Origin of the sequence: Photobacterium swingsii (assembly GCF_024346715.1) — a bacterium.
GTDB lineage: Bacteria > Pseudomonadota > Gammaproteobacteria > Enterobacterales > Vibrionaceae > Photobacterium > Photobacterium swingsii.
This window is the reverse complement of sequence record NZ_AP024852.1, coordinates 1386868-1405871: the sequence shown is the minus strand read 5'-3', so window position 1 is coordinate 1405871 and position 19004 is coordinate 1386868. Positions and strand designations below refer to the sequence as shown.

Annotated in this window: 14 protein-coding genes; 8 read left to right on the top strand and 6 right to left on the bottom strand. The window is 43.9% G+C overall.

What is annotated here, in order from left to right:
- Window positions 1-27 precede the first annotated feature (27 nt).
- Complete coding sequence (locus OCU77_RS06660; RefSeq protein ID WP_048897126.1) at window positions 28-804, top strand: DUF1194 domain-containing protein; 777 nt, start codon at window positions 28-30, stop codon at window positions 802-804.
- A gap of 100 nt (window positions 805-904) precedes the next feature.
- Here OCU77_RS06660 and OCU77_RS06655 read toward each other — a convergent pair whose 3' ends face one another.
- Window positions 905-1237, bottom strand: coding sequence for a tRNA-binding protein (locus OCU77_RS06655; RefSeq protein ID WP_048897125.1), 333 nt, complete (start codon window positions 1235-1237; stop codon window positions 905-907).
- Window positions 1238-1403: 166 nt separating this feature from the next.
- On the opposite strand from OCU77_RS06655, the gene OCU77_RS06650 reads away from it, so the two are divergent.
- On the top strand, window positions 1404-2402 hold the full coding sequence (locus OCU77_RS06650; protein WP_048897124.1) for a substrate-binding domain-containing protein: 999 nt from the start codon (window positions 1404-1406) through the stop codon (window positions 2400-2402).
- 143 nt (window positions 2403-2545) lie between these two features.
- Here the strand turns inward: OCU77_RS06650 and galM are convergent, their stop codons facing one another.
- The 4 genes from galM to galE form a co-directional block, all read right to left on the bottom strand.
- Complete coding sequence (gene galM, locus OCU77_RS06645; protein ID WP_170108443.1) at window positions 2546-3580, bottom strand: galactose-1-epimerase; 1035 nt, start codon at window positions 3578-3580, stop codon at window positions 2546-2548.
- Between the two features lie 80 nt (window positions 3581-3660).
- A complete protein-coding gene (galK, locus tag OCU77_RS06640; RefSeq protein WP_048897123.1) occupies window positions 3661-4821 on the bottom strand; it encodes a galactokinase in 1161 nt (386 codons plus the stop codon).
- 97 nt (window positions 4822-4918) lie between these two features.
- Complete coding sequence (locus tag OCU77_RS06635; RefSeq protein WP_107302394.1) at window positions 4919-5974, bottom strand: UDP-glucose--hexose-1-phosphate uridylyltransferase; 1056 nt, start codon at window positions 5972-5974, stop codon at window positions 4919-4921.
- Between the two features lie 14 nt (window positions 5975-5988).
- Entirely contained in the window at window positions 5989-6999 is a 1011-nt protein-coding gene (gene galE, locus OCU77_RS06630) for a UDP-glucose 4-epimerase GalE (protein ID WP_107302393.1), read from the bottom strand.
- A gap of 372 nt (window positions 7000-7371) precedes the next feature.
- Between galE and ebgR the strand changes: the two genes are divergently transcribed.
- The 4 genes from ebgR to OCU77_RS06610 all read left to right on the top strand — a co-directional run bounded on the left by ebgR (window position 7372) and on the right by OCU77_RS06610 (window position 13881).
- Entirely contained in the window at window positions 7372-8361 is a 990-nt protein-coding gene (gene ebgR, locus OCU77_RS06625; RefSeq protein WP_048897122.1) for a transcriptional regulator EbgR, read from the top strand.
- 376 nt (window positions 8362-8737) lie between these two features.
- Window positions 8738-11842: a beta-galactosidase subunit alpha gene (gene ebgA / locus OCU77_RS06620; protein WP_048897121.1), complete on the top strand. Its 3105-nt coding sequence runs from the start codon at window positions 8738-8740 to the stop codon at window positions 11840-11842.
- A 3-nt stretch (window positions 11843-11845) separates the two neighbouring features.
- The gene (locus OCU77_RS06615; protein ID WP_048897120.1) at window positions 11846-12325 is read left to right on the top strand and encodes a beta-galactosidase subunit beta; all 480 of its coding nucleotides are present in this window, start codon (window positions 11846-11848) and stop codon (window positions 12323-12325) included.
- 107 nt (window positions 12326-12432) lie between these two features.
- Complete coding sequence (locus OCU77_RS06610; protein WP_107302392.1) at window positions 12433-13881, top strand: amino acid permease; 1449 nt, start codon at window positions 12433-12435, stop codon at window positions 13879-13881.
- Between the two features lie 100 nt (window positions 13882-13981).
- Here the strand turns inward: OCU77_RS06610 and OCU77_RS06605 are convergent, their stop codons facing one another.
- On the bottom strand, window positions 13982-14590 hold the full coding sequence (locus tag OCU77_RS06605; RefSeq protein WP_048897292.1) for a TetR/AcrR family transcriptional regulator: 609 nt from the start codon (window positions 14588-14590) through the stop codon (window positions 13982-13984).
- 180 nt (window positions 14591-14770) lie between these two features.
- On the opposite strand from OCU77_RS06605, the gene OCU77_RS06600 reads away from it, so the two are divergent.
- Together OCU77_RS06600 and OCU77_RS06595 are read left to right on the top strand one after the other, a co-directional pair.
- Complete coding sequence (locus OCU77_RS06600) at window positions 14771-15886, top strand: efflux RND transporter periplasmic adaptor subunit (RefSeq protein ID WP_048897119.1); 1116 nt, start codon at window positions 14771-14773, stop codon at window positions 15884-15886.
- Between the two features lie 3 nt (window positions 15887-15889).
- Window positions 15890-18940 carry an efflux RND transporter permease subunit gene (locus OCU77_RS06595; RefSeq protein ID WP_048897118.1) on the top strand — a complete coding sequence of 1017 codons (3051 nt, stop codon included), beginning with the start codon at window positions 15890-15892 and terminating at the stop codon, window positions 18938-18940.
- Window positions 18941-19004: the final 64 nt, after the last annotated feature.

Genomic DNA, 19004 nt, shown 5'->3' with positions numbered 1-19004 from the left:
TTTACCACCATTGAAGGAATAAATAACATGTTGAAATTGAAAACAGCAGCACTTGCAATCGGACTGATGCTAACAGCTCAAGCTCAAGCCACTACGTTAGAGTTAGCATTAGTACTCGATGGGTCAGGAAGTATCAATTCATCAGAGTACCAATTACAACTTCAGGGATATAAAAACGTAATCGCAAGCGGTACCTTCTATGATGACTTTATTGCACCTAGTATTTATGACAACGTCTACCTCTCAGCATGGCAGTTTTCTAATACCGTTATAGAAGAAATTAGCTGGACTAATATAACCTCAAATGCTGTTGCTACAACTTTTGGTAATAAGTTCAATACAACAGAAATGAATCAAATTCAAAGCGTCACTAATACCAGTTTGGCTATCGATACTGCTGTCACTTCACTTCTCAATAATATGATTGATTCGGATAAGATGATCATTGATATCTCAACTGATGGTCAGCCATGTTGTAGTTCTAGCTCAGAAGCTGATGCTTTAGCTTCGGCTGATGCCGCACGCGATCAAAATGTAACAATCAATGCAATTGGAGTTGGTAATGGTATAAATGCAACGTTTCTGACTCAATTGGTTGGTATAAATCCCGCAGATACACCAACAGGTTTCTTTTTACAAGCTTCAAATTTCACTGAGTTTGGTGACACTATTAAAACGAAACTAACACGAGAAATTGTAGGGCCACAATCAGTACCTGAGCCATCTTCTATCGCTTTTATCGGGTTAGGAGCTTTAGGTCTTGGGGCTTTACGTCGTCGTAAATTGCAAACTAAAGCACAATAAATATTGTAAGTACACTTACTGCTTGAAGATAAACGCAGTGCTAATCACTAGCACTGCGTTTGTATTGAAAACTTAGCCTACATAAAGAAGTGGTCACGACTTATACAATACGCACACCTGCTGCCATCGCTTTTTCTGCTGTTAACAATACACTTTCAGATTCATCATCTGTTTCTGCACACAACAACATACACTCAGACGTTTCACCGCGCATTTTTGCTTTTGCCAAATTACACAATACCACCACATCCTTACCCATCAATTCTTCTTCAGTGTAGTAAGGTACTAGGCTTGTCACGGTCTGGAGTGTGTTTCCACCTACATCAATTTGTACAATGTACAGCTTGTCTGCATTGTCATGACGTTTCACTTCAAGGATCTTGCCTGTACGAATTTCTAATTTAGCAAAGTCTGAGTAAGCTATCGTTTCCATGAATAAAATCCTGGTAAAATTTTAGTAAAAGACAACGTTTACACTATCAGTAATTGCTTATAATACAAACGTTAAAGATCTCATTTTGAGTAACCGATCATAGTCTTGATTGCGTTATTTTCACATCAAGTGTTAAATAGCTGATAGTTAAGAAAAGAGGTAATACATGGCTACCATTAAAGATGTCGCTAAAGAAGCAGAAGTCTCTATCGCTACCGTTTCTCGCGTCATCAACAAATCACCGAAAGCCAGTAAAGCATCGGTTGAATCCGTGACAAAAGCGATGGCAAAACTCGGCTACCGTCCTAACGCTGCCGCTAAAGCGCTTGTTAGTCAAAGTACGAATACTGTTGGGGTACTTGTTGGTGATGTTTCTGATCCCTTCTTCGGCACACTGATCAAAGCCGTAGACACAGTCGCTCATCAAGACAACAAACATATACTGATCGGAAACGGCTACCATGATGCAGATAAAGAGCGTCGTGCATTGGATTTATTAATAAATAGCCGCTGTGATGCTTTAGTCATTCATGCGAAAGGATTATCAGACCAAGAACTTATCGCATATGCAAATGAAGTTAAAAGTATGGTGATCATCAACCGCCATATTCCAGAGTTAGCCGATCGCTGTATATCCTTAGACAACTATAAAGGCGCGTATTTAGCCACCGAGTTCCTTATCCGTCAGGGCCATAGTCAAATTGCTTGCCTTGCATCTAACCACCAAATTGAAGATGCCGATCAACGAGTAAAAGGCTATTTAGCCGCGCTGGCAGACAATGGCATCACGCTACCATCCAGTTACATTGAGCACGGCGAGCCAAACAGTGATGGTGGTGAAATAGCGATGACTAACCTACTCAGTAAATCGCTAGAGATAACCGGGGTAGTTGCCTATAACGACTATATGGCAGCGGGCGCTTTATCTGTACTAGAGGAAAACGGTATCGCGGTACCTCGTCAAGTTTCAATGATGGGATTTGATGATGGGTTAATTGCTAAATATGTCCAGCCTCGCCTAACAACAGTGCGTTACCCAATTCAAATGATGGCAGAGAAAGCCGCACAATTGGCGCTTTCATTGGCTAAGCAAAAATCAAAAGAAGCAGAGACCATCATCTTTTCTCCAACACTCGTTCGACGCGATTCAGTTGAACGTTTGTGAGCCACAATCAAAAAGCAGTAAGCCGTAACCAGTAAAAAGAAAAGCTCAACCTGTATAATTCATGTTGAGCTTTTTGTTAGTGTTTTTATCTAGAATAACCCTATTAAAAAGGGCCAAACAATAAAGCACTCACCTTAGCGGGTTTAGCACTCAAACTGGTAAGTCGTAAAATAATGATACGTTTGTTTAGGGTGTAAAATACAATCAGGCTGAGGCCACTCAGGATGATTGGGGGAGTCAGGTAAAAACTGCGTTTCTAACGCCAACCCGGAAAAGTCGCGATACTCACCCCCTTCTCGTTTCGGCGTACCCGCAAGCCAATTACCTGTATACAGCTGCATAGCCGGCTTATTCGTTATAACATTCATTCGTACTTTGTTATCTGGGCTAACAACCTCTGCAACAGGCAAATACACCTCACGGTCAGCTGAAAATAAGAAACTATGATCATACCCTTTCGCCATTCGTTGCTGCTGATCAACCATCCAGTCTTTGGCGATCACTTTACCGTCACGAAAATCAAAACTACTGCCCGTCACATCCATCAATTCACCGAATGGAATGCCTTTATCCGTTGTTGGCAAATACTGATTCGCTGCAACCTTCAGCCAGTGTTGATGACAATCGGCTTCGCTATTTGCCCCCAATAAATTAAAGTAGGCATGGTTAGTTAAATTGCAAGGCGTCGCATGAGTAGTTGTCGCTTCATAGCTGATAGTAACGCCATGATGCTCTGTCAGTGTGTAGGTCACTTGAATCGAAAGTTCTCCAGGGAACCCTTGATCACCATCATGCGATACTGTGGAAAAAACAACGTGATATTGGCTCTGTTCGGCAATCTGCCAACGCCTTTTATCTAGCCCTAATCGACCACCATGCAGGCAATTACCTGCTTGGTTGGTTGAAACATGATACTGACGATCCTTTATGGAAAAAAATCCATTGGCAATGCGGTTTGCGTAGCGCCCTACCGTTACACCCATGTAACTCGTTTGGCGCATAAAGTCTTCCATGGTCCCCATACCAAGGAGTACTTCCCTTAACTCACCACTTGCCAATGGCAAGCGACAACTTAACCATGTCGCGCCGATATCCATTAGGACTACACGCATACCAGCTTGATTGGTTAACTCCACCAAATGTGCAGGCTGCCCATCAAAGGCATTCTGTGAACTCATTGTTTTTACTATGTCAGTTTTCACTTTGTCAGCTTCGACTAACTCACTTCCATCTGCATGCTTTGGGTTATCTGCTCTCATTACAGATACTCAACGAGGCTTGCACCATCTTTCGCCTGACAAACATAAATCGAGGCTTTCAATCCTGTTTTTGCTTCATAGCTAGTTTCAACTCTTGCTGTTACAGCATCGACTAATGCAGGTGGAACAAGCGCCACGATACAACCACCAAAACCACCCCCTGTCATGCGAACACCACCTTGATCACCAATCACGTCTTTAACCATGTCTACCAAGGTATCAATCTCAGAGACGGTAATTTCAAAATCATCACGCATAGAGGCATGAGACTGCGCCATTAACTCCCCCATCAACGCCATATCATTCGTAATCAAGGCTTTTGCTGCACGCTCTGTTCGATCATTTTCAGTGATCACATGGCGCGCTCGCTTAGCGACCATTTCATCAAGTTCAGCTGCTTTTGCTTCAAATTGCTCAATGGTGACATCACGCAATGCAGGAACACCAAATATACGTGCCGCTTCTTCACACTGGGCGCGACGCGTATTGTATTCACTATCCACTAAGCCACGTTTTTTGTTGGAATTGATAATCACAACCGACATATTTTCAGGCATGGAAACAGGGACAGTCTCTAGGCTACGACAATCAATCAGTAAAGCATGATTCTCACGCCCTTCAGCCGAAATCAGTTGATCCATAATGCCGCAGTTACAACCCACAAATTCGTTTTCTGCCTGCTGCCCATTCAAAGCAATTTCAGCTTGGCTGATCTCTAGGTTATAAAGCACTTTAAAGGTTTGACCAATCACCACTTCCAATGCTGCAGATGAACTCAATCCTGCGCCTTGCGGAACATTACCACTCACAGAAATATCAGCACCCGAGAAGGTAAAACCGCGTTCCATTAAACATTTCACCACACCGCGAATGTAGTTCGCCCACATTTTGTCTTGTTGAAAAGTGATCGCTTGCGTCAAATCAAATTCATCAACCGCATTGTCATAATCAACGGAAACCACACGAATAAGGTTATCGTCACGCTTTGCCGCCGCGACAACGGTTTGGTAATTGATCGCGCAAGGCAATACAAAACCGTCGTTATAATCAGTATGTTCACCAATCAGGTTTACACGACCTGGGGCTTGAATAATATGGCTCGGTGCATAGCCTAAAACTTGCTCGAAAGATGTTTTCACATTGTGGATTAAATCAGTCATAACCTAACTCTCAAAAATAATGTTTGCGCTCTGCCGCTCTGTTCACGAGCGGTGGCTTAATATTTGGATTCAATTGGACAAATTCGATAAAAACGGGCTAGCACTGCTCTTTATAATGAATGTCGCTCAAGTCACGTAGACGTTGTGCTGCTTGCTCTGCCGTTAAATCACGCTGGCTTTCTGCCAACATTTCATAACCCACCATAAACTTACGAACACTGGCGCTGCGCAAAAGCGGCGGATAAAACAAAGCATGTAACTGCCAATGTTCAATCTCTTCACCCGCTTCAAAAAATGGCGCGTAATGCCACCCCATCGAATAAGGAAAAGAACACTGGAATAAATTGTCATAGCGGCTAGTCAGTTTTTTTATGGCAACAGCTAAATCATCACGCTGTTCATCGCTCAATTCGCTCATGCGACGAATATGTGTTTTAGGCAACAACATGGTTTCAAAAGGCCAAGCAGCCCAGTAAGGTACAAGCGCAATCCAATGTGCAGTTTCCACAACAGTGCGTGAGCCATCTTTCATTTCAGCTTCAACATAATCCACCAGCAAGTTAGTGCCGTGCTGATCGTAGTAATCTTTTAAGTGCTTATCTTTGCGTTCAATTTCGTTAGGCAAGAAGCTATTCGCCCAAACCTGTCCATGTGGGTGCGGCTGCGAACACCCCATGGTCTCGCCTTTATTCTCAAACGCTTGCACCCAAATATAGTCTTTACCTAGCTCTTCAATTTGGTCGTTCCAGGTTTCGATAACCCCACGAATCTTATCAACAGGCAGCTCAGGTAATGTTTTGCTATGATCGGGCGAGAAACAAATCACACGGCTAAGACCGCGCACACCTTGGGTTTTAAAGAGTGGATTATCCGATTCTGGTGCATCGGGTGAATCAGGCATTAAAGCGGCAAAGTCGTTACCAAACACATACGTCCCTTGGTAATCAGGGTTTTTATCTCCTGAGATCCGAGTATTGGTTGGACACAAGAAACACTCACCATCAAAGCTTGGTAGTTGTGCTATTGATGGTTTCTCATCTTGGCCACTCCACGGGCGTTTAGCACGATGCGGTGATACCAAAATCCATTGCCCTGTCAGCGGGTTATAACGACGGTGAGGATGGTCAACCGGATTAAATTCATTATTCGACATTGTTCTACTCACTCTTAATAGCCTTGAGGGTTGTTGGATTGCCAGCGCCATGTGTCGGCTGTCATTTCTGTGACGGTACGTGTTGCTTGCCAATTCAAGTCTTGTTGTGCTTTTTGGGTATCCGCCCAACATTCAGCAATATCACCCGCACGGCGAGGACAAATTTGATAAGGAACAGCTTTTTGGCTGGCATCAGCAAATGCGCTCACCATCTCTAATACGCTGGTACCTTTCCCTGTACCTAGGTTGTAGATGTGTAAACCTGATTTTTCGCCTACCGATTTTAGTGCCGCAATATGACCATCGGCTAAATCCATCACGTGGATATAATCACGAACCCCAGTGCCATCAGGCGTGTTGTAATCATCACCAAAGACAGAAAGCTGATCACGGCGCCCGACAGCGACTTGAGCGATAAACGGCATGAGATTATTCGGAATGCCTTGAGGGTCTTCCCCCATGGTGCCTGAAGGGTGAGCACCGACAGGGTTAAAATAACGGAGTAGCGTGATGCTCCAATCATTTTCTGCGGTAAATAAATCTGATAAGCATTGCTCGACCATGTATTTACTACGCCCGTATGGGTTAGTCGTCGCGCCTGTCGGTGAATCTTCTGTAATAGGCACGATCTTTGGGTCGCCGTATACCGTTGCCGATGAGCTAAATACAATACTTTTCACACCAGCTTTACGCATAGAGCGGGTAAGCACTAATGAGCCATTAACGTTGTTATCAAAATATTCCAATGGCTTTTCCACAGACTCACCCACGGCTTTTAAGCCTGCAAAATGAATAACCGCTTGAATATCATGCTGGGTAAAAATGGAATCAAGAAAAGCTTCATCACGAACATCACCGTAATGAAAAACAGGCTTAGTGCCTGTAATCGCTTCAATACGTTGAAGAACTTCCGACTTCGCATTGGATAAGTTATCGATAATGACAGGTGTGATACCTGCTTCGATCATTTGTACACAAGTGTGGCTCCCTATGTAGCCCATCCCGCCAGTTACCAAAACTTTCACACTCAGCCTCTCTTCATTATCCAACCTAAAAAGGTTCGCTTTTAGTCTGAGCGAGAGTCTAGCAATCAATGCTGAATCAATTCCGTGATCAAATACACACTTGTGTAAACGTTTCCATAAATTAACACAAATGACATCAGAAATGATAAAAAACACAAAAAATCTAAATAACCCAACGACAGCATGACCAACCGCCGTGAAAAACACCTTACTTATTGCATTTAATATCAATGATTTAGTTAAATTGTTGTATATGTGGATGACATCTTAAATTTAATATTTTTTTACTAAAAATAGGTACAGGGGGCATGAAGATGATTTAAAATAGATGAAAGTAATAATATTGATGAGCATCGCCACCAGGATAAACACATGGCAACACTAAAAGACATAGCAACAGAGGCTGGCGTATCTCTCGCTACCGTTTCTCGTGTATTAAACGACGATCCAACGCTCAGCGTAAAAGAAGACACCAAACACCGCATCTTAGAAATTGCCGCCAAACTTGAATACAAAACCAGCAGTGCCAAGAAAAGCCAAGTCGCTGCGGTATCTAATCACCATTTTCTTGCGCTGTATAATTACAAGCAAGAGTCGGAAATTAATGACCCCTATTACCTATCTATTCGTCATGGGTTAGAAACCCAATGCGATAAACTCGGGATTACATTAACCAGTTGTTACGATGGTAAAATAGATAACAGTATCAACACTATATCTGGCATATTAATGGTGGGTAAAACCACACAAGATGTGTTAAAAACAGCAACAGCAATGACAGACAACATCTGCTACCTCGATTTTAGTGATGACAACAGCAGCTTCGATGCTGTTGATATCAATCTTGCTAAAATAAGCAAAGAAATCATCGATTTTTTCATCGAGCAAGGCTTTACTCGAATTGGCTTTATTGGTGGGCAAGATCAACCTGGCACTGCTGATATTCGTGAAGTCGCGTTTGCTGAATACGGTCAACTCAAGCAGGTTGTGTCGAAGCAAGATATTTACCGTGGTGACTTTTCGAGTTCTTCTGGCTATACGCTTGCGCTAGAAATGCTGGAAAAGCCCGACCATCCGCAGGCGTTATTCATTGCCTCTGATTCCATAGCTATTGGGGTTGTGCGCGCCTTACACGAGCATGGCTTAAATATTCCCAATGATATTTCATTGATAAGTGTGAATGATATTCCAACTGCACGTTTTACCTTTCCACCGCTATCGACTGTACGTATTCACTCAGAAATGATGGGAATCCAAGGTGTTAACCTCTTAGTCGAAAAAGTCCGAGATGGCCGAGCCCTCCCGCTAAAAGTCTATGTTCCCAGTAAATTAAAACTCCGCGGAACAACGAAACAAAATTAAAACAAGAATAAGGCACTGATTTAAGTGCCTTTTTTTATTTGCAATTATTCACACTGCTATTCTACCTTTGCTCAACCTTAAGTCACATTCGCATCGTGCTCTGCTGCAAGGCCTCAAACAATTCCTCTTCAACATCACCAGTATACCCTCAAAGCAATGAAATCGATTTCTTTAACTGGATCACATCACCTGCTGAAATCTGCTTAGTTTTCGTGATCAACTTAAAGTAAAACGTTTTCACAAATTTATTTTAGTAAAAGTTTTACTAGTATCTTTTCCCAATTAAGGAGTAACCGCTCCACACATTTTGACGCTCACTTTTCGTCCCTTGAAGCTTTCCTTCTAAGGCATTGAAAAGTACACCGGGAGGCAACACGTGAACAACTGGGAAAACTTCCTTCATCTCCATGAGAACCGTATGGCTGCACGTGCATACTTCTTCTCTTACGACTCAGTGAAAAGTGCACAAACATTCCAACGAGAGTTAAGTAGCCATTTCATGCAGCTCAGCGGCCAATGGAACTTCAGCTACTTCACCAATCCTTTATTGGTGCCAGATGCGTTCTACTCACAATTAATGCCAGAGTGGCATCAAATTACGGTACCAAATATGTGGCAAATGGAAGGTCATGGTGATTTACAGTACACCGATGAAGGCTTCCCTTTCCCGATTGATGTGCCTTTTGTTCCTTCAGACAACCCAACAGGCGCCTACCAACGTACTTTCACCCTAGGTAAAAACTGGGCTAGTAAACAAACCATCATCAAATTCGATGGCGTTGAAACCTATTTTGAAGTGTATGTGAACGGTGAATACATAGGTTTTAGCAAAGGCAGCCGTTTAACCGCTGAATTTGATATTTCACAACACGTCCAGCAAGGCGAAAATTTGCTATCTGTGCGTGTGATGCAGTGGGCTGATTCGACTTATATTGAAGACCAAGACATGTGGTGGACGGCGGGGATTTTCCGCGATGTTTACCTTATCGGTAAAGAGCAGATTCATGTTCAAGATATCACTGTTCGCACTGACTTTGCAGATGATTATCAAAGCGCGACCTTAACTTGTACGGTGGATATTGAAAACCTAACAAGCCAACAAGCATCTGGCTTTGCACTTGAATATGCACTGTATGAACAAGGGCAAGTTGTCGCAGATGGCTCACTCGATAGCCTGACCATTGATTCTGTCACCAAGGTGAAACTTGCCATTGATATGGTCGACCCAGTCCATTGGACTGCTGAAAATCCTTTCTTATATCAACTCCTCCTGACCCTAAAAGACAGCACAGGGAAAGTACTTGAAATCATTCCGCAGCGTGTCGGTTTTCGTGACATTAAAGTGCGCAATGGCCTGTTCTACGTCAACAATCAATACTTGATGCTGCACGGCGTCAACCGTCACGATAATGATCACCTAAAAGGTCGTGCTGTTGGTATGGACCGCGTAGAAAAAGATATTGTGTTAATGAAGCAGCACAACATCAACTCAGTACGTACCGCGCATTACCCTAACGATCCGCGTTTCTACGAACTGTGCGACATATACGGTTTATTCGTAATGGCGGAAACTGATGTTGAAACCCACGGCTTTGCCAATGTTGGCGATCTGAGCCGCATCACCAAGGATCCTGAATGGGAAAGCGTGTTTGTCGACCGTGCCGTTCGCCACGTACACGCGCAAAAGAACCACCCTTCAATCATCATATGGTCTATGGGTAATGAATCAGGCTACGGCTGCAATATTCGCGCTATGTACGCCGCGACTAAAGCAATTGATGACACCCGCTTAGTTCACTATGAAGAAGACCGTGATGCCGAAGTAGTTGATGTGATTTCGACCATGTACTCACGTGCTCAGCTGATGAACCACTTTGGTGAACATCCACATGAAAAGCCACGCATTATCTGTGAATACGCCCATGCTATGGGTAACGGTCCTGGTGGTTTAACTGAATATCAAAATGTGTTCTACAAGCACGATAGTATTCAAGGCCACTATGTTTGGGAGTGGTGTGATCACGGTATTTTAGCCCGTGATGAACAAGGGACTGAGTTCTACAAGTACGGTGGTGATTACGGCGATTACCCGAATAACTACAACTTCTGTATGGATGGCCTGATCTATTCAGATCAAACACCAGGGCCGGGCTTAAAAGAATATAAGCAAGTAATTGCCCCTGTGAAAATCCGTTCGATGAACGCCGCAGATGGTCACTTCGTTGTTGAGAATAAACTCTGGTTCAGCAACCTCGATGACTACACTATCACCGCAGATATTCGCGCTGAAGGAGAAACACTGGCAAGCACCAAGATCAAACTTGAAGGCTTGGCAGCAAACTCTGAGCGTGACATTCACATTAAGCTTCCGGAACTTGATGAGCGTGAAGCCTTCGTTAATTTCACTGTCTGTAAAGACACCCGCACACGGTATAGCGAAGCAAACCACAACATCGCGGTTTACCAATATGCCGTCAAAGAAAACACCGCTCACTTACCTGTCTTTACCAACCTCAATGCCACCGAGCTAGAGATAAAAGAAAGCCGCTTGGATTACACCATTACAGGGCACAACTTCGCGCTGAATTTCTCAAAAATCAACGGCAAGTTGACCTCTTGGCTGGTTAATGGCGAAGAACTCATCGCTTCTGCCCCTAAGTTGAACTTCTTCAAGCCTATGGTTGATAACCATAAGCAAGAACACGAAGGGCTCTGGGAACCTGCTCACCTACAAATCATGCAGGAACATTTCCGCAGCCTAGAAGTCACGAAAGTTAACGACAAGGTTGAAATCACAACCACCAGTATTATTGCGCCACCAGTGTTCGACTTTGGGATGCGCTGTACTTACCGCTACCAAGTTAACGCAGAAGGCCAACTGAATGTTGAGCTAAGTGGTAAGCGCTACGGTGATTACCCGCATGTTATCCCTGTTATCGGTTTAGATTTAGGCATTAATGGCCAATTTGATCAGGTGACCTATTACGGTCGTGGTCCAGAAGAAAACTACCAAGATAGTAAGCAAGCCAACATGATTGATGTCTATCAATCAACTGTTGCCGATATGTTTGAAAACTACCCGTTTCCACAAAATAACGGCAATCGTCAGCATGTACGCTGGGCTGCACTAACCAAGCGTAACGGCACCGGCGTCTTCATAAAACCTCAGCAAGAAATCAACCTCAGTGCATGGTTCTATACCAACCAAAACCTACACCAAGCACAGCATACGACTGAATTAGAAAAGAGTGGCTACATTACGCTAAACCTCGATCACCAAGTCATGGGCTTAGGCTCTAACTCTTGGGGAAGTGAGGTACTCGATTCATACCGCGTTTACATGGACACCTTCTGCTATGGCCTAACGTTATTACCGCTTCAAACCGGTGACTGCAGCGCAAATGCAATGGCACAACATGACTTTGGTAATGATTTTTTCAGCCAAACCTCTCTTTCTTCCACTAGCAACAACGAGGCCTAAACCATGATCGTGTTAGAGAGCTTAGAACAATTTAAAACGGTATATCGCAACGGGCGTAAATGGAATCGTTGTGTCGAAGCCATCGAGAACGTCGGCAACATCAAAGATGGCGTCATGCACTCAATTGGGGATTCTCTGGTGTACATGATCCAAAGCCAAACATCAGCCACACCCACTTCACTAAACACAGAATACTTTGAAGGAAACCGTCGTTATTTCGACGTGCACTACTACCTTGAAGGCAGTGAAACCATCGAATTTGCAGACAAGTCTACGTTAACTCAAATCACCGCTTATAGCGATGAAACCGACCGTGAGTACCTTCAAGGTCAAGGCGAAAGTCGTGAGGTGCACCAAGGCCAAGTTGTCGTTTTTGATAACAGCAAAGCCTACCGCTTTCATGGCAACAACCAAGCTGAAAAACGCATACGTAAAGCGGTGCTTAAAGTCACCATCGAAGACGGCTACTTCTTAAATAAATAATAAAAACCGGAATAAATATCCGGAAATAAACAACAAGAGAGGGACTGCAGTCGCGGCACTGTAAGCCCCTCCTACCTACAATCAACGTGATTCATCGGAGATATCAGATGTCTGATACTAAACGTAATACGATAGGCAAATTCGGCTTGCTATCACTCACATTTGCGGCTGTGTTCAGCTTCAACAATGTGATAAACAACAACATAGAAATCGGTTTATCCTCCGCGCCAATGTTTTTCTTGGCAACGATTTTTTACTTCATCCCTTTCTGTTTAATCATTGCTGAGTTTGTTTCTCTGAATAAAGATTCAGAAGCGGGTGTATACGCTTGGGTAAAAAGTTCATTGGGTGGTCGCTGGGCATTTATCTCAGCCTATACCTACTGGTTCGTTAACCTGTTCTTTTTCACCTCTTTACTGCCACGTGTTATTGCCTATGCATCGTACGCTTTCTTAGGTTATGAATACATACTTACGCCATTCGCAACAACGGCGCTCAGTATGGTGCTTTTCGCCTTCGCCACCTACGTATCAACCAACGGTGCAAAACTACTGGGGCCAATCACCTCTGTAACATCATCGTTAATGTTGTTATTAACCATGTCTTACATTCTGCTTTCTGGTGCAGCCCTCCTAGGCGGCGTCCAACCTGCCGACCCAATTACGGTAGAAGCGATGGTGCCTGAATTTAGCTGGGCATTCCTTGGCATAACAACATGGATTTTCATGGCGGCTGGCGGTGCAGAATCGGTTGCGGTTTATGTTAATGATGTGAAAGGCGGCTCTAAATCTTTCGTGAAAGTTATTATTGTCGCAGGTATTTTCATTGGTGTACTTTACTCTGTCGCGTCTGTGCTCATCAACGTTTTCGTATCAAGTGAAACCCTAAAATACACAGGGGGCTCAGTTCAAGTATTTGAAGGCTTAGCCACTTACTTTGGTCTACCAGAGATCATGATGAACCGCTTTGTTGGCTTGGTATCATTCACAGCAATGTTCGGCTCGCTACTGATGTGGACAGCAACCCCGGTTAAAATCTTCTTCTCTGAAATCCCGGCGGGTATCTTCGGTAAGAAAACGGTGGAGCTTAACGAGAATGGCGTACCAGCACGTGCAGCTTGGATTCAATTCCTCATTGTTATCCCGCTAATGATCATCCCAACTATGGGTTCAAATACCGCGCAAGACTTAATGAACACAGTAATCAACATGACAGCGGCGGCCTCTATGCTACCACCACTGTTCATTATGATTGCTTACCTGAACTTACGTTTAAAACTGGATCACCTAGAGCGTGACTTTAAGATGGGGTCACGCATGACAGGGATTGTTGTTGTGTCGATTCTGATTGGCATCTTCACTGTTGGCTTCCTTGCTTCAACCTTCCCAACAGGCGCAGACATCATGACGATCATTTTCTACAACGTTGGCGGCATTGTTATCTTCCTTGGCTTTGCTTGGTGGAAATACAACCAATATATCAAGTCGCTAAACCAATCTGACCGTATGGTAGAAGAACAACCAACAGTCCAAGCGGTGCAGGCTGAAGTACAATAACCACGGCTAAACCTATCGCGCCCAAATCAACATAAAAAGTAAAAAGGATGGTGACTACACCATCCTCTTTTATTTTCTGAAGGCAACGTAATAAACCAACTCAATCTATACCATAAGACTGAATAAAAACGGCCGTCAGCGTATCCACTTTTTGATGCAATGCTTCACCCTTCAGCTCGGCATCCAAATTCATTATTTGCGGCCAAAAAAATAAGCCTTGAAACAGGCTCACATAAACTTCAGTCATTAACTTAGGGTCTTCACTTTTCAGCCTTCCAGCTTCAACAGCCGCACTGAACCATTGGGTGATCGCACGAATACTATAGATATTACTGATTAGATTCTTGGCCATTTCTGGTTGACGTAGAAACTCAATAACAATAGTCCGAGCTAATGAAATGCCATAGGATTTGTAGAGCACATCAATCTCTTTATAAGCCAGCGCCTTCAACTGCTCTTCCGTTGTTTTGTCTGGATCAAATTGATAAGAAACGCTTTCATTAACCGAATCATTAATAATAGTTAGCACGGACTCAAACAAAATTTCTTTACTTTCAAAGTGGCGATATAACGTTCGCTTCGATACTTCAGCTGAAGCTGTAATCCTGTCCATATTTGCCGCAAGGAAGCCATGCTCAATAAATTCTTCTTTGGCTGCGTTGATAATATCCAGATGCTTCTGCTGTGATCTTGTTAGTTTTTTTTCCATATCTCCCCCCCCAATCAATACTGCTAGTTTACCGTTTGAAACACAAAAGTACACTGTAGAGTTTACTTTTTACTTTTTCTATATAAAATAAACTCTAGAGTTTACTTCTTAGCGAGCTATCGATTGAACGGTAAACACTTTGCTTTTCCTATTAATCGCTCTTTCACGAGGACTGAGTCAATGCGCTCAACAGCTTCTACATTACTGTTAATTAAAAAAACGGCCATCGCGGTCAGTATCGCGGTAGGTTCAATACTAATTTCTGGTTGTGACACCCATGAAGCCCCGCACAACAGCATAAGTACAACCATAATCAGGCCTGCACTTACTGAAGTGATTTCACCCAGTACTCATGCGAAATTACGCTTTAACGGTGTGGTACGTTCTGCGCAACGTGCCGATCTTGCATTTCGTATCAATGGGCGGGTGATCAATGTGTTTGCTCGGGAAGGACAACAAGTTAAAAAAGGTCAGCTGATTGCTCAATTAGATCCGCGAGATGCCCAAACAGCACTTGAATCTGCACGCGTTGAATTTAAGAACAGTGAAGCCGATTACACACGTGGTAAAGCGATCTACCAGAAAAGCCAAGCTATTGCTAAAAGTGATCTCGATACCTTAAGCACACGCTACCAACTAGCAAAAAACCGTTTAGATGAGGCAAAGCGTCAGCTGGAATACACACAGTTACATGCACCTTTTGACGGTATTATTGGCCGTAAATTGATCGATAACCATGTCCAAATTCAAGCCAATAGCCCGGTAATAACCGTACACAATATTCGTGATTTAGAAGTCCTTATTCATATCCCAGACACTGTCATGTTGGGTGAATTAAAAGGCTCAAAAGCATTGGCTCAAATCAGTGCGCTGCGTGATGAAACCTTTCCATTAATACTCAGTACTTATGGTACCCAAGCTGATCCAATGACACAGACTTACCCTGTAGTTCTGACATTTGAAGACCTGCGTGGCATTAATGTATTGCCGGGAATGGCCGTAAAAGTCGTGCCTGTTTACCCAGCAAATCAAGCACAAGCAGCAACACAGATCACAGTACCACTGACAGCCATTGTTCCTGATAACCAAGGGGGCCAATTTGTATGGGTTGTCGACCAAGATAATCAAGTCCACCAAAGACCCGTAACTGTTGGCTCACTCAACGCAAACCGAATTGTAATTAAGGCTGGTTTACACGCAGGTGAGCACATCATTGTTGCTGGTGTTTCAAGCTTAAAAGAAGGCATGAAAGTGAAACCTTACACTGACAAGCTCGCTGTTAACATCGAGGGCTAAGGCATGGATATCGCACGTTACACCATCGCCAAACGCACCTCCGTTTGGGTACTGATTGCCTTAATCTTATTGGGCGGATACCTGAGCTACTTAAAGCTAGGGCGCTTCGAAGATCCTGAATTTGTGATTCGCCAAGCGGTGATCAATACGCCCTACTCTGGCGCAACCGCTCAAGAAGTGTCTGATGAAGTCACAGATATTATTGAAGGCGCAGTCCAGTCACTTCAGGAGTTAAAAGAAGTCAAGTCGGTCTCTAAACAAGGCATGTCTGAAGTCACGGTGGAAATCAAACTTGAGTTTGCCACTAGCCAAGCGGCACTCCAACAAGTGTGGGATAAGCTTCGTCGCAAAATCAGTGACGTACAGCGCCAATTACCACCAGGCGCAGGGGCTTCGATAGTGAATGATGACTTTTCTGATGTCTATGCCCTCTTTTTTGCCGTGACAGGTGAAGGCTTTACTGACAAGCAATTGCAAGATTATGTCGATGAATTACGTCGTGAATTAGTATTAGTACCCGGTGTTGCTAAAACCGCCACATTAGGCGAGCGCCAAGAGACCATCTTTGTTGAAATGTTTGGCGAACGCATGGCTAAATTTGGCGTATCTGCAGAAAGAGTTTACCAAGTGCTGCAAAAGCAAAACATGGTGACAGTTGCTGGCAGCATTGAGACCGATGCTATGCGCATTCCAGTGATCCCAAGCTCAAACGTCAATTCATTTAATGATCTGATGAATATGCAAGTGAGCCTTGGTGACAATAACGCAGTGCTACGTTTAGGCGATATTGCAACCGTCACTCGTGATTACCAAGAACCTAGCACCATGATGGTTCGATACAATGGTCAACGTGCGGTTGGTTTTGGTATTTCGAACGTAACGGGCGGCAATGTTGTGGATATGGGGGACGCCGTTAAAGCCCGTATTGCTGAGTTAGAAAACCAACGACCAATAGGCATAGAGATGAATGTTATCTCTATGCAGTCGGATTCGGTGCGCGATTCAGTAGCTAATTTCATTGATAACTTAATCGCTGCAGTTGCGATTGTCTTTATTGTACTGCTGCTGTTTATGGGTGTGCGCTCTGGCATCATCATTGGGTTTGTACTCTTGCTGACGGTTGCTGGCACTTTGTGCATCATGCTGATTGAAGACATTGCCATGCAGCGCATATCACTCGGTGCGCTGATCATTGCACTGGGGATGTTGGTTGATAATGCGATTGTTGTCACTGACGGTATTTTAGTGCGTCTGCAAACCACACCCGATGATAACCGTGACGAGATAGTGTCCGATGTGGTTAACGCCACCAAATGGCCACTGCTAGGCGGTACGGTTGTGGGCATTTGTGCCTTCAGTGCGATTGGCTTGTCACCGTCAGATATGGGTGAATACGCGGGATCACTGTTTTGGGTGATCCTCTACTCTATGCTTTTAAGCTGGGTATTTGCTGTCACGATTACCCCTATGCTGTGTTATGACTTTTTGAAGGTCAAACCCGTTGATGCCGAAGCGCCTGTTGGACGGATCAGTCATGGTTACCGTCAACTACTGACATGGGTAATTAAGCATAGGCTGGTTAGCTTAAGTTTGTTGTTAATCGTGCTGTTTACGTCCATTTATGGCGTGCGTTACATTCCGCCTGGCTTTATGCCGGAGTCGCAACGGGCGCAGTTTGTGGTTGATGTGTATTTACCGCAAGGCTCTGACATCAAGCGTACCGAGCAAACCATCGCGAGCATTGAACAAGACGTTAAGCAAAAAGCTGGTATTACTAACATCACCAGTTTTGTCGGTGGTGGCGGCCTGCGCTTTATGTTGACCTACGCCCCAGAGGCGCGTAACCCAAGTTATGGCCAACTGTTAATTGATATTGATGACTATCAAAACATTGCGCCCTTATTGGTTGAGCTACAAGATGAGCTTGCTGAAAAATACACAGATGCGTCAATCAAAGTCTGGAAGTTCATGCTAGGCCGCGGTGGCGGTAAAAAGATTGAGGCTGGTTTTAAAGGCCCTGATAGCGCGGTATTACGTCAGCTAGCAGAACAAGCGAAAGCCATTATGCTCAATGACGATCAGCTTATCGCAGTACAAGATGATTGGCGTCAACAAGTGCCTGTATTACGGCCTCGTTACTCAGATCAAAAAGCACAACAGGTTGGATTAACCACCCAAGAGGTAAATCAAGCTATCGCTCAAACACTATCTGGCCGTCATGTCGGTGTTTACCGCGAAGGTAATGACTTGATCCCGATTGTGGCGCGTTCACCAGAAGCAGAGCGTAATCACCAACGTGCGATTGAAAATACCGAGGTCTATAGCCATGTTGCAGGCGGCTTTATCTCAGTCAGCCAGTTAATTGAATCAACCGATGTCGTCTGGGAAGATGCGATCTTACGTCGTATCAATAGAATGCCGACCATTTTGGTTCAAGCCGATCCTGCACCCGGTGTATTAACGGCAGACGCATTTAATCAGCTTCGTCCACGCATCGAAGCCATTGAACTGCCATCAGGTTATGAGTTGATTTGGTATGGAGAATACAAGGCATCTAAAGATGCGAATGAAGGACTAGTGATTTCGGCACCCTATGGTTTTGCAGCGATGATTTTATCCGTCATCTTCATGTTTAATGCCATTCGCCAGCCCTTGGTTATTTGGTTAACAGCACCACTGGCGATCATTGGCGTCACAGTTGGCTTAATTGTGTTCCAAACACCGTTTGAATTTATGGCGATACTAGGTTTCTTAAGCTTAATCGGCATGATGGTGAAAAACGCCATTGTCTTGGTAGACCAAGCCGATGCAGAAATACGCGAAGGGAAATTGCCTTATCACGCTATTATCGACGCATCATTAAGTCGAGCAAGGCCAGTATTATTAGGGGCATTAACCACCATTTTAGGGGTTGCTCCCTTACTGATTGACCCTTTCTTCAAGAGTATGGCGGTCACCATTATGTTTGGTTTGTTGTTTGCAACAATTCTAACACTGGTTGTGATCCCCCTCTTCTATGCCATGTTCTTTAGGATCAAGGCGATAGAAGAATAAGCTAAAACGTTAAGAATCAAAAAGGAGCGTTAATTCGCTCCTTTTATTTATTGCTGCTGACTTA